Annotated in this window: 7 protein-coding genes; 6 read left to right on the top strand and 1 reads right to left on the bottom strand. The window is 42.1% G+C overall.

Going from position 1 to position 16,247, the window contains the following annotated elements; all coding sequences use genetic code 11:
• Nucleotides 1–25 precede the first annotated feature (25 nt).
• The 6 genes from AC1F2U_RS26530 (at nucleotide 26) to AC1F2U_RS26555 (ending at nucleotide 15,673) form a co-directional block, all read left to right on the top strand.
• Nucleotides 26–1,102 (top strand): Druantia anti-phage system protein DruA, encoded by a 1,077-nt coding sequence (locus tag AC1F2U_RS26530; RefSeq protein WP_480263811.1) that lies wholly within the window; start codon nucleotides 26–28, stop codon nucleotides 1,100–1,102.
• 149 nt (nucleotides 1,103–1,251) lie between these two features.
• Complete coding sequence (locus tag AC1F2U_RS26535) at nucleotides 1,252–1,488, top strand: element excision factor XisH family protein (protein ID WP_480263812.1); 237 nt, start codon at nucleotides 1,252–1,254, stop codon at nucleotides 1,486–1,488.
• A gap of 187 nt (nucleotides 1,489–1,675) precedes the next feature.
• Nucleotides 1,676–2,020 carry an element excision factor XisI family protein gene (locus AC1F2U_RS26540; protein ID WP_480263814.1) on the top strand — a complete coding sequence of 115 codons (345 nt, stop codon included), beginning with the start codon at nucleotides 1,676–1,678 and terminating at the stop codon, nucleotides 2,018–2,020.
• Nucleotides 2,021–2,353: 333 nt separating this feature from the next.
• Nucleotides 2,354–4,300: a two-component system sensor histidine kinase NblS gene (nblS, locus tag AC1F2U_RS26545; RefSeq protein WP_480263816.1), complete on the top strand. Its 1,947-nt coding sequence runs from the start codon at nucleotides 2,354–2,356 to the stop codon at nucleotides 4,298–4,300.
• Between the two features lie 518 nt (nucleotides 4,301–4,818).
• The gene (locus AC1F2U_RS26550) at nucleotides 4,819–10,278 is read left to right on the top strand and encodes a trifunctional serine/threonine-protein kinase/ATP-binding protein/sensor histidine kinase (RefSeq protein ID WP_480263817.1); all 5,460 of its coding nucleotides are present in this window, start codon (nucleotides 4,819–4,821) and stop codon (nucleotides 10,276–10,278) included.
• A 565-nt stretch (nucleotides 10,279–10,843) separates the two neighbouring features.
• The gene (locus AC1F2U_RS26555) at nucleotides 10,844–15,673 is read left to right on the top strand and encodes an SDR family oxidoreductase (protein ID WP_480263819.1); all 4,830 of its coding nucleotides are present in this window, start codon (nucleotides 10,844–10,846) and stop codon (nucleotides 15,671–15,673) included.
• Between the two features lie 156 nt (nucleotides 15,674–15,829).
• Here AC1F2U_RS26555 and AC1F2U_RS26560 read toward each other — a convergent pair whose 3' ends face one another.
• Nucleotides 15,830–16,201, bottom strand: coding sequence for a zinc ribbon domain-containing protein (locus AC1F2U_RS26560; protein ID WP_322678886.1), 372 nt, complete (start codon nucleotides 16,199–16,201; stop codon nucleotides 15,830–15,832).
• Nucleotides 16,202–16,247: the final 46 nt, after the last annotated feature.

The following is a 16,247-nucleotide window of genomic DNA, read 5'->3' on the forward strand; positions in this document are numbered from 1 at the left end:
TCTTACGAATTTTCAGATAAAAAACATGATGGAAGAAAAGCACAAACTAGCTCTGAAGCGAAAAATTATTAGTAATCTAAAAGATTATGGAGTTATATGGCACGAAAAAACACGTAAAGTTATTGTAGAAGACTTCAGAGAAGTTCAGCGAAAATTAGCTGAACAAACGAATTCAAAAGGACAAGAGTATAAAAGTAAAGTTCAGAAATATCTCGCACAGCCTTCAGATATTGATATATCTAGAATTAATCCTTATCTCGTTATGGTTGAATCCAAAACCGAACACCAACGACTTTGGGGATTTGCTACCTCCTATTGGTCTGTACCTGTTACAGTCGGTTATGGAAGACGCATTCGATACTTTGTCTTTGATCGTCAAAACGATAAGTTGATCGGAATAGTTGGTCTTTGTGATCCCGTTATTGGTTTGGGTGTCAGAGATGACCAATCTATCGGGTGGACAAAAGATCAAAAAATGCAACGATTATATAATTGCATGACTGCATATATTCTTGGAGCAATCCCGCCATATAATAAGGTACTTGGCTCTAAGCTCATTGCCCTTACTTTAATGTTTCCAAAAGTTCGTCAAGATTTTTATCAAAAATATAAAGATAGTCCTTCTGTTATTACTGGAGAAAATAAAAAGCCTTATCTTGTTTATATCGATACACTAGGAGCATTTGGTAAGTCAGCAATCTATAATCGCCTAGCAAACTGGGATTTTATAGATTATACGAAAGGGCAAAGCCATCTTCACATAACAGCGAATGGTAGTTGGGAACTAATTAGACAAGTTGTACCAGACGATGTTTTTAATAGTTATAAATTTGGCGAGGGACCAAATTGGAAAATGCGTATCTTGAAAAGAGGTTTACGTGAACTTGGCTTGTCAGAAGATATGCTTAGTATTGGTTGGCAAAGAGGATATTATCGTTGCATCCTGGCTGAGAATTGGCAGGAGTATCTGCTGGGAAATACAAATCAGCTGGTATGGAAAGATTTTACTCAAATAGATTTAGTAAGCTACTGGCATGAAAAATGGGTCACTCCTAGACTGGATACTTTGCAAACTAATTTGGAGCTAGAAGTCGGTTTGTAAATTTTTTTAAAGCTTATGCGTTAAAATACCTTCAATTCCTTGCAAAGTTAATTTAATGTTCAAGGCATCCAATCCAAACCCAGTTTGATATCAGCTTTAAGGCTGGCGCTAATTTCCATCAGGCAACGAGGCTGACTTATACTCTAGCTATGCCCAAGTTAGACATTATCCATAATGCGGTAAAAAACGCACTCATCAAGGACGGTTGGGTGATTACAGACGACCCCTACGTAATTCAGTATCGAAGAACAACCTTATACGCCGATCTCGGTGCTGAACGCCCAATTGGGGCTGAACGAGATGGGCAAAAACTTGTTGTTGAAGTAAAAAGCTTTGTTGGCGCATCTAAAGATACAAGATTTGAAAGAAGCTCTCGGTCAGTATGACATCTAGCGTTATCTTTTAGAGGAAACAGCACCAGAGCGTAAACTTTACCTTGCTGTCAGTGCGTAGCTTGCCGCCGTAGGCATCGCTTAATAATTGCTTTTTCAACCAGGATGTGATTCAACTCATCCTCCACAAACATCAACTTCCACTCATTGTTGTCGATACAGAAACAGAGAAAATCACCCAATGGATAAATTAACTGAGTATCCCCAGATAATTAAGCGTATCCTGACGGAGTATGTAGAACTATGTAACCGTCGTCCTAACCGAGACATCGAAACATTCTTAATTATCGATGAGCCAAAGGGTCACTATATTTGGATGAACCTTGGTTGGCAAAATGGCGAACGCATTACTGGTATGACTGTCTACGTTCGGATTCGAGATTGCAAATTCTGGATTGAGGAAGATTGGACTGAAGATGGAATCGCAACTGACCTAGTTCGTGCAGGTGTTGCCAAGGAAGATATAGTGTTGGCATTCCATGAGCCTAAGATGCGGCAGCACACAGATTTTGCAGTAGCATCGTAGCGTTGACGCTTCGGTTGGAATATCTTGGGCTGAGTTCAAGTTTACTAGCGCTAACCTGAGTCGGATAATTAGCTCAAAATCACGACAGGTTGGATTTTTGTTAGACTGCTCATCTGTGCGTAACCAATAGTCACAAAAATGAGTTTAAGGCGTTAATTCTCAACTGGATATTAACTATTATGGCTGAAATGAGGTAAATTCGTTAAGACCACCTTAATCGGGATACCTCTTACACTGCTTTATTCCCCATTTCCCTAACATATTTGTCAAATTAACTGTTAATTTTTTAGTTGTTGGGCTTTATAACAAAGACTACTAACAACTTTATTTAAAATGCTAAATCTATTCAAATCAATTCGAGATGCGATCGCAAGTTGGTGGTCGGAGTTCACTCTCCAGACTAAACTGCTGGCTGTGGCCACAATGGTAGTTTCGTTGGTGATGAGTGGTTTGACCTTCTGGGCTGTAAATACAATCCAGCAGGATGCGCGGATGAATGACACCCGCTTTGGTCGTGATTTAGGGCTGCTGCTTGCTGCCAACGTTGCCCCCTTGGTCGCGGACAATAATCTCACCGAGGTAGCCCGATTTTCCCAACGTTTCTATAGCAGCACCTCTAGCGTGCGTTATATGCTTTATGCCGATGAAAACGGGGAAATCTTTTTTGGCATTCCTTTTTGGGAAGCCGAGGTAGAAAATTCCCTTACCATTAAACGGCGGATACAACTGCCAGAAGATTACCCTGGTGATGGGGAAAAGCCGATGGTGCGGCAACACACAACTCCAGATGGGACAGTTACCGATGTATTTATTCCCCTAATCGTCAATAAAAAATACTTAGGTGTATTAGCGATCGGGTTCAACCCCAATCAGACCGCTGTTATCTCTACCAATTTTACCCGCGATGTCACCATTGCCGTTTTTATCACCATTTGGGTAATGGTGATTTTGGCAGGAGTGATTAACGCTTTGACCATCACCAAGCCGATTAAAGAACTACTGGTAGGGGTAAAGCAAATTGCTACCGGGAATTTTAAGCAGCGCATTAATTTACCTTTAGGCGGCGAACTAGGAGAATTAATTTTAAGCTTTAATGAGATGGCAGAGCGATTAGAGCGCTATGAAGAACAGAATATTGAGGAACTAACCGCAGAAAAAGCCAAGCTAGAAACCCTAGTTTCCACGATCGCAGATGGTGCCGTGTTGATTGATAACAATATGCAAGTGATTTTAGTCAACCCCACAGCAGAGCGAATTTTTGGCTGGGAAGCCGCTAATGTAGTAGGTTGCAATGTCTTGCATCACTTGCCAGCATCAGTACAAATCGAAATCACCCGTCCCTTGTACGAAATGGCAGCAGGCGAATGCGAAAGCGCCGAATTCCGAATTTTCATCAACCAACCCACCCCACGGACGATCCGTATTCTCTTGACTACAGTACTCAACCTGCAAAGAGAAAGCATCAAAGGTATTGCGATTACTATTCAAGATATAACCCGTGAAGTCGAACTAAACGATGCAAAAAGTCAATTTATCAGCAACGTTTCTCACGAACTGCGAACGCCTTTATTTAACATTAAAACTTATATTGAAACCCTGCACGACTACGGCGAAGACTTGGCTGTACAAGAACGGCAAGAGTTTCTGCAAACAGTCAATCATGAAACCGATCGCCTAACTCGCTTAGTTAACGATGTTTTGGATTTATCAAAACTCGAATCTGGTCGCAACTACAGCTTTGATGGCGTAGATTTAGCCCAAGCGATCGAGCAAACCCTGCGTACTTACCAACTCAATGCAAAAGATAAAGGTGTTGAACTTGTTCAGGAAGTTGCCCCTAATTTGCCGCTAGTATTAGGTAATTACGATCTATTAGTACAAGTGTTTGGCAACCTGATTGGTAATGCGCTTAAATTCACCAAAGCCGGTGGTAAAGTAGCAATCCGCGCCTACCAACTAGATTTCAACCCCAGTCACACCGAATTTGCACCAGTGCGGATTGAAATTTCCGATACTGGAATTGGCATCGCCACAGAAGATCAACACTCAATTTTTGAACGCTTCTTCCGCGTAGAAAACCGAGTTCATACCCTAGAAGGCACGGGTTTAGGTTTATCGATTGTTAGAAATATCATCGACAGACATCGTAGTAAAGTCCATCTAGTGAGTGAAGTCGGCATTGGCACCACTTTTTGGTTCGACTTAGCCATCTTTGAAGAAAAAGCCTTACCCATACAAATTGAACCTATTGCAGAAACATCCAAAATCACCACAATTTGAAAATTGCAGAAGCATCCAAAATCATCACAGCCTGAAGATTAGGGATTGGGTATGGTTTGTTATTTTTGACCATTCCCGATAGTGGCGATTTTGGATGAAGCGTTTGAAGGAATTGCCGCACTATATTCAATAGACATCTTGCAAAAGTAACTTTTGCTTTCCGGTTGGGGAAAGGTTAAAGGTAAAGGGGAAATTCCATCCCTTTTCCCTTTAACCCTTCCCCTTTCCCCCACTTCTGCAAGAAGTCTAATTTATACGTAAGAGTTGATTAGCGATCGCTCTCTAGGTAGGTCATCTCACAAAATCGCATTGCTCCCCTTTTAATCTAGAACTGCTGCACTAACTGTTCGCATACTTGTTGATATAACTGCCATTGACAATCTTCGTGCAAACAGCATTGAATTCTGCCTAGTTGTGGCTCAATTAATTATGTATACAAGTTACGTAATGTTTATTCTGCCAAATTTTTGGGAAATATTAAAATTACAAACTTCTTCTAAAGATTTTAGCTTGACGTTATGACGACACTGGCAGCAATCCCCTACTCCAATCCATTGCCGTATATCCCTGGTTATGCCATTGTTGAGCAGCTATATGCAGGTTCTCAGACAATAGTTTATCGAGCAGTGCAGGAGTCAAGTCAGCGTCCGGTGGTGATTAAACTATTACAGCAAGACTACCCCACCTTTCATGAATTATTACAGTTTCGTAACGAGTATACAATTACCAAAAATCTCAACATTCCTGGCATAATCCATCCATTAAGCCTAGAAGCATACGGTAACAGCTATGCCTTAGTGATGGAAGACTTTGGCGGCATTTCCCTACGAGATTATACCCAAAATTATTCCCTATCTTTACGGGAATTTTTAGAAATAGCTCGACAAATTGCTGATATTCTCCATGATGTCTGCCAGCATCGAGTCATCCACAAAGATATCAAACCCGCTAACATTCTGATTCATCCAGAATCGCAACAAGTCAAGCTGATTGACTTCAGCATTGCCTCTCTCCTCCCCCGCGAAACCCAGGAAATCCAAAATCCTAATGTGTTGGAAGGAACCCTTGCTTATCTTTCCCCAGAGCAAACCGGACGAATGAATCGCGGTATTGATTATCGTAGTGATTTCTATGCTTTAGGGGTGACATTGTACGAACTTTTGACTGGACAATTACCCTTTCAATCCAACGATCCGATGGAGTTAGTACACTGTCATTTAGCCAAGCTCCCACTCGCCCCACACAGCACTAATCCAGAAATTCCCGCGATCGTCTCAGAGATAGTATTGAAGTTGATGGCGAAAAATGCCGAAGATCGGTATCAGAGCGCCTTGGGTTTGAAGCATGACTTAGAATGCTGTCTCAATCAATGGAAAGCAACGGGTAGAATAGAAAGTTTTGTCCTGGGACAACGGGATGTGTGCGATCGCTTCATTATCCCCGAAAAACTCTATGGGCGAGAAACAGAAGTTGCAACCTTGCTCAAAGCTTTTGAGCGCGTCGCTAATGGCAGTTCAGAAATGATGCTAGTAGCAGGATTTTCCGGGATTGGTAAAACTGCGGCGATCAATGAAGTCCATAAACCGATTGTCAGACAACGCGGTTACTTCATCAAAGGCAAGTACGATCAGTTCCAGCGTAATATTCCGTTCAGTGGCTTTATGCAAGCCTTTCGTGATTTGATGGGACAACTGCTGAGTGAGAGTAATGTCCAATTGGCGGCGTGGAAGGCGAAAATTTTGGCGGCTGTGGGTGAAAACGGACAAGCGATCGTTGATGTGATCCCTGAACTAGAGCGAATTATCGGTCAACAGCCGCCAGTCCCAGAACTATCTGGTAATGCTGCCCAAAATCGTTTCAATTTGCTCTTTCAGAAATTTATCGAGGTTTTCACCACCCCTGAGCATCCGCTGGTGATGTTTCTAGATGATTTGCAATGGGCAGATTCGGCTTCTCTGAACTTGCTGCAATTATTGATGAGTGAAGCCAGTTCTGGATCTTTACTTATTCTGGGTGCCTATCGAGATAATGAAGTTTTTCCGACTCATCCCTTGATACTGACGCTGGAGCAGATTCAGCAAGCCCAAGCTACCGTCAATACGATTACCCTGGAACCCTTGGTGGAAATAACGGTGAATCAGTTGGTGGCAGACACCTTAAGTTGTCCCAGTGAACTGGCTCAACCTCTGACACAATTGGTATACCAGAAAACCCAAGGGAATCCCTTTTTTACAACGCAGTTTCTCAAAGCACTGCACGAGGAGGGTTGGATTCAGTTCCAGCCAGAACTGGGTTACTGGCAATGCGATCTGGCTTCGGTGCGGCAGTTGGCATTGACCGATGGAGTGGTAGAGTTCATGGCATTGCAGTTGCAGAAACTTCCGGTGGATACACAGGAGGTTTTGAAACTAGCGGCTTGTATTGGCAACCAATTTGATTTGAAGACCTTGGCAATGGTCTCTGAAAAATCACTTATTGATATAGCGACCAACCTATGGACGGCGTTACAAGAAGGGCTGATTCTCCCCATTAGTGAAACCTACAAGTTCTTCCAATCAAACAACTCAGGCAACACCGATCGCGGTGGTGAGATTGTCGTTCCTTATAAATTCTTGCACGATCGCGTCCAACAAGCTGCCTACGGTCTGATTCCAGAAGATCGAAAACAGTCTACCCACTTCAAAATTGGGCAACAACTGTGGGCAAATACGCCTGAAGCAGAGCGAGAAGGGAAAATTTTTGAAATTGTCAATCAATTGAATTACGGTCTAAGATTGACGGCTCAAAAAACTTCTCCTGGATTGTTGAATGCACAAAAAGGTGACGAAATCTCCAGGCTGCAAGAATTAAATCTAGCTCAACGCCATGAACTGGCTCAAATGAACCTGCAAGCAGGACAAAAAGCCAAGGCAGCAACCGCCTATGAAACGGCAAGTAAATACTTTACAGCAGGACTAGCAGTGCTTCCAGAAAACGGTTGGGAACATGATTACGACCTGACCCTTGCTCTTTATACAGAAGCGGCTGAAATTGAATACCTGACTGCCCATTTCGAGCAGGCAGAACAGCTTTCAGAAATTGTTCTTCAGCACGCCCAGGATTTGCTGCAAAAGGTGAAGATGTATGAAATCAGGATTTATTTCTACATTGCTCAAAATCAAATGCTGGCAGCGATCGACATCTGTCTACAAGTGCTGGAGTTTTTGGGTGAACCGCTGTTTAAAGAACCCCCACTGGAGTTAGCGATCGAGGATTTAATGAACCTGCCAGAGATGCTCGATCCGCACAAGTTGGCAGCCATGCGAATTGCGATCGCAATGGTCACTCCCAGCCTAAACGCTAAACCAGATATGTTACCACTGATTGCTTACACGTTAGTGAACTTATCGATTCAATTTGGCAACTCGGCATTTTCGGCATTTGGCTACACCTTTTATGGTCTGGTTTTATGTGGTAGCCCAACCGGAATTGAAAAAGGCTATCGGTTTGGAAAATTAGGATTAAAATTGCTGGAGCGCTTCAACGAGAGGAAATTGTATGCAAAAGTGGTTAACATTTTTGATGTGTTTGTGCGGCACTGGCAAGAACCCGCTCGCAAAACGATCGCTCCCTTACGTGAAGCTATTCAGGTTGGATTAGAAGCGGGTGATATAGAGTATGCCTGCTACAACGCCTCCTCGTACTGTAACTATCTTTTCTTCGTCGGCGAAACACTGGAACAGGTGAATCAGCAACAGCAAAAATACATCGATTTGTTGTTGAAATTCAAACAAGAGTATCAAATTTACTTCGGGCAAATTTGTCGTCAGCTCGTGTTGAATTTGATGGGAGCAGCAGAAGATCACCTAATACTCGTTGGGGAGAGTTTCGACGAGCAAAAAATACTGCCGATTTTAATTGAAACTCAAAACGGAACTCTCTTGTTCCTGCTCCATCTGGCAAAGACCATTCTTCTGTTCATCTTTGAGGACTATCAGCAGGCACCGATCTATGCTCAAGAAGCCGAAAAATACCGGGGAAACATGGTTGGCTTCTTGCAGTTTGCGGAACATAATTTCTACTACTCCCTTGCTCTTTTGGCTACCTGTTCAAATGGCAATCAGGCAGAGCAACAATCAACACTAGAAAAAGTTGCAGAAAACCAGAAATTGATGAGTCAGTGGGCGTTCCACGCTCCCGCCAATCATCAGCACAAATATGATTTAGTTGAAGCAGAGCGGGCAAAAATTTTGGGTCATTTAGACGCAATGACCTACTATGAAAAAGCCATTCAGGGGGCAAAAGAAAACGGCTATATCCAAGAAGAAGCACTCAGCAATGAGCTGGCTGCCAAATTCTACCTAGCTTGGGGCAAAGAGAAGCTGGCCGCAGACTATATGCAACAAGCCTACTACTGCTACGCCCATTGGGGTGCAAAGGCGAAAGTTACCCATTTAGAAGAACAATATCCGCAACTACTAACAGCCCTTCTCCAATCGCCTAATCTTGCGATCGCATCTACGGCAACTATCCCCTTAACTTTGATGAGAAGTGTAACTAAAAGTTCTAGCAACCAAAATTTATACTTAGATTTACAAGCGGTGATGAAAGCCGCACAAGCCATCTCTCAAGAAATTGAATTAGAGAAACTGTTGGCAACCTTGATGCAGATCGCGATCGCCAATGCTGGCGCACAAATCGGTCATTTGGTTCTTCGCCAAGAGGAACAATGGTTAGTTGTAGCTCAAGCCGATCAACAAGAAGTAAAAACCTTAAAAATTCCCTTAGAGCAATACTCAGAAATTCCCCAAAGTTTGATTTATGCAGTAGCAAGAACTCAAGAGACAGCTGTGTTTGAAGACTTGAGTACAGCAGTGCAATTTGCCAGCGATCGCTACATTATCACTCACCAGCCCAAATCAGTTTTATGTACTCCCATTAGTCGCCAAGGAAAACTCATCGGTATTTTGTACCTAGAGAACAACTTAACTTTAGGTGCTTTTACCAGCGATCGCATCGAGATTCTCCAACTTTTAACAAGCCAAGCCGCCATCTCTGTGGAAAATGCCCGTCTGTATCAACAAACCGAAAACTATTCTTACACCCTAGAAGCAGAGGTAGAACACAAAACCCAAGCTCTCAACCAAAAAGCCCAAGATTTAGAGCAGACCTTGAAAAAATTGCAGCAAACTCAAGGACAATTAATTCATAGCGAAAAAATGTCATCCCTTGGTCAATTGGTAGCTGGGATTGCTCACGAAATTAACAATCCAGTTAATTTTATCAAGGGTAATCTCATCCATACGGAAAATTATGTCGCAGACATGATGAGTTTACTGATGCTTTATGAGCAGGAATATCCCCAACCTAGTCGAGCTATTCAAGATAAGCAAGAAGAAATTGACCTCAATTTTCTGTTTGAAGATGCCAATCAAATCTTAGAATCTATGAAGGTTGGTAGCGATCGCATCAGCAAAATTGTCCAGAGTTTACGCAACTTTGTTCGCTTAGATGAAGCCGAAATCAAAGCTGTAGATTTACATAGTGGTATTGAAAGCACGCTGTTAATTTTGCAACATCGCTTACAAGCTTCTGAAAATCAACCCGAAGTGCGCCTCATTAAGGAGTATGGCGATCTACCTCTGGTGACTTGCTATCCTAGCCAGTTGAATCAAGTCTTCCTGAATATTATTAACAATGCCATTGATGCGATTCGAGATAATCCTCAAAGCAGCCAACACCCAGAAATTCGGATTCGTACTGGAGTGATAGATCGTGAATGGTTACGAATTGCGATCGCCAATACAGATAGTACGATTCCTGTGAGTCTGCAAGAGCGGATTTTTGAACCGTTTTTTACCACAAAGCCCGTTGGTCGCGGTCAAGGTTTGGGGTTATTTGTTAGCTACTCTATTATCCAACAACATCGCGGTACTTTAACTGTGCGTTCTCAGCCCACTGAGGGAACTGAATTTGAGATTGTTCTCCCTATCTATTGAACAATTAATTCTTACGAAATGCCCACTCTGCTTTCATTCCTCTAAACTGATACCAAGTAGAAACATTACACTTTTTTACAAAAGGCGAATGTCACTTACTTATAAGGATAAAGTGGCGGTTTTTTAAGCAGAAAGTGGCAATGACTGCCATTTTATGATTCAATTCACAGAAACCGTCACCAAACCCGGATTTAACAGTTTAGTTTTAATATTAAGTAATACCAATTCTGTATGAAGTTGCGCTAAATCGAAATAAGAAAGAGAAACGAACCGCCAAGTACGCCAAGAGCGCCAAGAAAGAAAGAAGTTAAGGGTTTGCGCAGCCTCATAAAGAAATGGTATAACTAAGTTTTGAATTTATAGCAATCGAAATATAAATTAGGAAGTTAAACTAATAGCGGTATCTAATATATCCCAAAAATTATCAATAGTACAAACAACTTTTCTGACATGATTCTTTATTGAAAACTAATAAGGTTGAATATTATTGAATTCAGGATAATTGTGACTAGCCACTTTAAATATTTGCAAATAAGATAGTAGGATTCAAAAATACTGTTTCGTCATGAAAAATTCTACTGAAAGTTCTCAACAAGACCTCAGTCTACCCAAGATAGAAGTAGACCAGCTGCTTCTAGAATGGCATCAAAATCCAGCAGTTTACGTAAATGATATATGCATCCATCAGTTGTTTGAATATCAAGTAGAAAAAACACCTGAGCAAATTGCAGTAATTTTTGAGGACAAACAAGTTTCTTATCAAGAACTTAACCAGCGAGCTAATCAACTAGCGCACTATCTACAAACCCTGAATGTCAAACCTGAGGTTCTAGTTGGCATTTGCGTGGAGCGATCGCTGGAAACGATCGTTGGACTATTAGCCATCCTTAAAGCAGGCGGAGCTTATGTCCCCTTAGATCCAGCCTATCCTTCAGAGCGTCTAGCTTTAATGTTAGAGGACTCACAGTTATCGATACTGCTGACACAACAAAATTTGCTTTCAAAGCTTCCAGAGCATCAGGCCCATATAGTTTGTCTAGATAGTGATAAAGAGGCAATTACTCAACAAAGTCAGGAGAATTTAACCTGTTTAGTGACAGATAAAAACCTGTCTTATGTCATTTACACCTCCGGTTCGACTGGTAAACCGAAAGGGGTAGCTATTGAACATCACAGCACAGTCGCTCTGTTGCATTGGGCAAAAGAAGTTTTTACAACAGAGGATCTAGCTGGAGTGCTGGCCGCAACATCTATTTGCTTCGATCTCTCAGTTTTTGAAATATTTGTTCCCCTCAGTTGGGGTGGTAAGGTGATTTTGGCAGAAAATGCCTTGTATTTACCTACTTTACTTGCCGCTCAAGAAGTCACTCTAATCAATACAGTGCCATCTGCGATCGCAGAGTTACTGAGAATTCAAGGTATACCCGCTTCTGTTCGCATCGTTAATTTAGCAGGTGAACCTCTGCAAAATCGTTTGGTGCAACAGATATATACGTTGGATAATATTCAAAAAGTCTTTAATCTATACGGCCCTACAGAAGATACGACCTATTCCACATTTGCCTTAGTGAAGAAAGGTGACAGCATTGTAACCATTGGTCGTGCGATCGCCAACACATACTGTCTTGTGTTAGACGAACAAATGCAGATAGTACCCACAGGTGTTTCTGGAGAACTATACATTGGCGGCGAGGGAGTAGCCAGAGGCTATCTCAACCGTCCAGAACTGACAGATCAACGATTTATCCCCAACCCTTTTGAGGAGGCAGAAGGCAGGTGGCAGAAGGCAGGAGGGAGTAAATTATATAAAACAGGTGACTTAGCTCGCTACTTACCAGACGGCAACATTGAGTATATTGGGCGCATTGACCAACAGGTAAAGATTCGCGGCTTCCGTATTGAGCTAGGAGAAATTGAAACTGCACTGTGGCAACATCCTGATGTGCAAGAAGTTGTAGTGATTGCTAAAGAATTTTCCCCTGGCGACCAACGCCTAGTAGCTTACGTAGTTCTCAAGCCCGAATCATCAGACACGAATATTGGTAATTTACGCCGTTTTCTCAAACAGAAATTGCCCGACTACGCGATCCCTTCTCGCTTTGTGCAATTGAGTGCTTTACCCTTAACAACTAACGGAAAAGTCGATCGTAAGGCCCTCCCAGCACCCCTTCAAACTTTGAATACAAATGAGAAGTTTGTTGCTCCTCGGACTCCTATTGAGGAACGAGTAGCAGAAATTTGGTCTAATGTATTGGGTCTAAAAAATATTGGCGTTCATGACAATTTCTTAGCGTTGGGAGGCCATTCCTTACTAGCCTTTCAGATCCTCTGCCGTATCCGCGATATCTTTCAAGTTGAGTTACCAATGCGGCATTTCTTTGAAGCGCCCACCATCTCTGAAATAGCTGACAGCATTAGACAAGCACAACAGGAAGACATCGGATATTCTGTTGTGCCAATACAATCCATTGAGCGCGATGGCGATTTACCGCTTTCCTTTGGGCAAGAACGGTTGTGGTTTCTTGACCAGTTAGTACCCAACCATGCTTTTTACAACGTTCCCGAAGCCTTTTACCTCAGAGGTGTACTCAACGCCACAATATTAGAACAGAGTTTGAATGAAATTATCAACCGCCATGAAGTCCTGCGAACTACATATTCGAGCTTGAACGGACAACCCATACAGGTTATCCACTCAACTTTTCCCATCAAACTTTTAGTGGTGAACCTTCAAGGGCTGTCTCCAGACGATCGGGAATCTCAAGTCCGCCAGCTCATCCTTGAAGAAGCCCAACGTCCTTTCGATTTAGTTCAAGGGCCATTGCTGCGAACAACATTGCTGCAATTGAGTTCAGAGGAACATATATTCCTCCTCAACCTGCACCATATTCTTTGTGATGATTGGTCTTTAAATCTTTTGTTCGAGGAATTGTCAGTCCTCTATCAAGCTTTTTCCACTGGCAACCCTTCGCCCCTTCCTTACTTAGCTATTCAGTATGCTGACTTTGCAGCTTGGCAACGGCAGTGGCTGCAAGGTGAAATTTTAAATAATAAGCTTGCTTATTGGCAGCAACATTTGAGCGGCAGTCTACCTATATTAGAATTGCCCAGCGATTATCCACGACCATTAGAGCCAACATATCAGGGTGCACGTCAATCGGTCGTTATCCCCAAATCCCTAACAGATGCCCTGAATGTTCTCTCGCGCCAAGAGGGTACTACCTTGTTTATGACCTTGTTGGCAGCATTCCAGACACTCCTATTTCGCTACACAGGGCAAGAAGACATTTTAGTAGGTGCTCCTATTAGCAACCGCCACCGTTCTGAATTAGAAGGACTAATTGGGTTTTTGCTCAATACTTTGGTATTGCGAACCAACTTGTCCGGCTCCCCAAGTTTCCGAAAGCTATTAGGTCGAGTCCGGGAAGTAGCTTTATCGGGTTATACTCACCAAGACTTACCGTTTGAGAAGCTAGTTGATGCTTTACAGATCGAGCGGGGCTTGAACCAAAATCCACTGATTTCAGTGATGTTTAATCTTCAGAATACCCCAACGCCTAAGCTGACTGTTCCCGGATTGACAATGAACCATCTAGAAATTGATAACCGGACATCCAAGTTCGATCTATACCTCGAACTGCGCGAGACAGCAGCAGGGATATCGGGCAACTTGGAATATAATACTGACCTATTTAAAGCTGAGACGATCGCTCTGATGGTGGAAAATTTTTCTACTCTATTACAGAGTATTGTCTCTAACCCAGACCAGACAATTTCCAACTTACCCCTGTTAACCTTCCCTGGCGATCGGCAAACTAAGCGGATATACAACGGCAATATAGATATTCGCAGTCTACCAGAGCCTGAAATGGATAGAAGCGATTTGGAAGCAGCATTTGTCGCACCTCGTACTCCGATTGAGTCACAAATGGCTGAAATTTGGAGCCGAGTTCTAGCGATCGCAGAAGTTGGAATTCACGATAATTTCTTTGAGCTTGGCGGTAATTCTCTGCTAGCATCTCAGTTGATTTTTTTTGTGAGAGAAACCTTTCAAGTAGATTTACCTCTAAAAAGCTTGTTTGAAAAATCCACTATAGAAGCGCTGGCTCAGGTAATAGAGACAGTGCGTCGAGATGGCGTTTCTGCTTTAAGCAGTGCGATCGATCTAAAATCTGAGGTAGTACTCGATCCCGCGATCGATGCTCAAGGAAGGTCTGTTGCTCAGGTAAATGAATTGCGTCATGTTTTTCTCACAGGAGCTACAGGCTTTTTGGGCGCTTTTTTACTTGATGAACTGCTACACCAAACTCAAGCAAAAATATACTGCCTAGTGCGTTCCACAAACGAGCATGAAGGGTTAAAAAAGATTCAACAAAACCTAGAAAAATATTCCCTTCATCATCCAAATTTTAGCTCTCATGTGATTGCGATTCCGGGAGACTTAGAACAGCCATACTTGGGTCTTCCTAGTAAACAGTTTGAAAAACTGGCTCTGCAAATTGATGCTATTTATCACAGTGCTGCCCAAGTCAATTTTGCTAAACCATACTCTGTAATCAAAGAATCCAATGTTCTCGGAACTCAAGAAGTTCTCAGATTAGCTTGTATGGGTAAAATTAAACCAATGCATTACATTTCTACCATTGCTGTTTTTGGTGCAATTAGCCATTTTACAGGACAAAAAGTAGTTTACGAAGATGACAACATCGAGTCTTGTAAAGACTATGTTGCTCTGGATCTTGGCTATGCTCAAACCAAATGGGTAGCTGAAAATCTTGTATGGGTTGCCAAGTCTAGGGGAATACCTGTTAGCATTTACAGAACAGGATTTCTCATGGGACATAGCGGTACAGGTATTGCTCATACAAAAGATTCTTTTGTGCCGAGAGTTATTAAAGGATGCATACAGCTTGGTAGTTATCCAGAACTCATAGATCAAAAAGAAGAATTGATTCCTGTGGATTACGCCAGCAGAGCAATTGTCCATTTATCCAAAAAGCAAGAATCTCTAGGAAAAGCTTTCCACATAGTACCCCCACCAGACCAAAATATTGGAATCATCGATATTTTTGAGTTTATTTGTTCTTATGGTTATCAACTCAAGAAATTACCATATACTCAGTGGAAAGATGAGCTAATTGCAAATTTCAGGCACTCTCAGGAAAATGTTTTACATCCGCTTTTACCGATGATGTCTGAAAAAGTCTATCAAAATTCTTTGACAATCATGGAGTTGTATCAAAATACAGTTGATTATGACTATCAGAATACCCTCAATGGATTGGCAGATTCTGCAATTGTATGTCCACCAATGGATGTTAAACTATTTGATAAATACTTCTCATATTTCGTTAGTAGTGGTTTCTTAAATTCACCACCTTTAAGACAAGAGTAAATGTTCGCGTTGAGTGCCGATGATGGTCAACTGTTAAAGGCGCGTCGTATAAAAGGGGAGCATCTTACTTTTGCAAAAGTGAGATGCTCCCCTCTTTAGTTCTGTATTAGACTCAACACAGAAGCGTTATATTCTCCACTCACCAGAGAACCCAAATCAAGACCTTAATATGACGAACAACAAACAGACCAATAATAAACCCAAAAGTAACAGCAAAGCCTGATTGCGTTTTACCCAACTTTTCACAGTTACAGCAAAACTGTTAGTGTAACGCTGCTGTTCCAACTCTAACTTTGTCTCTTCAATATTTTGGTAGAGGGTACAGTCTTTGGCATAAGGACGTTTAGGAAAATTGCAAGTATCGTCAGCGTGATAGGTGCAGGTGTCGCACAGATACCCATCCCCAGCGGCGCGGTGCAATGGAATACCGGGATGACCGTAAGCTTTGAGTGTAGTCCGACAATAGGGACAACTAATAGCTTGACTATCAACAAGTTGATGGCAATGGGGACAAGATACAGTAGCCAAAACCTTTAGCGCAAATAGGTAAACACTTTGATTTTAGCCATTTACA

This window comes from Nostoc sp. LEGE 12454, assembly GCF_056620565.1.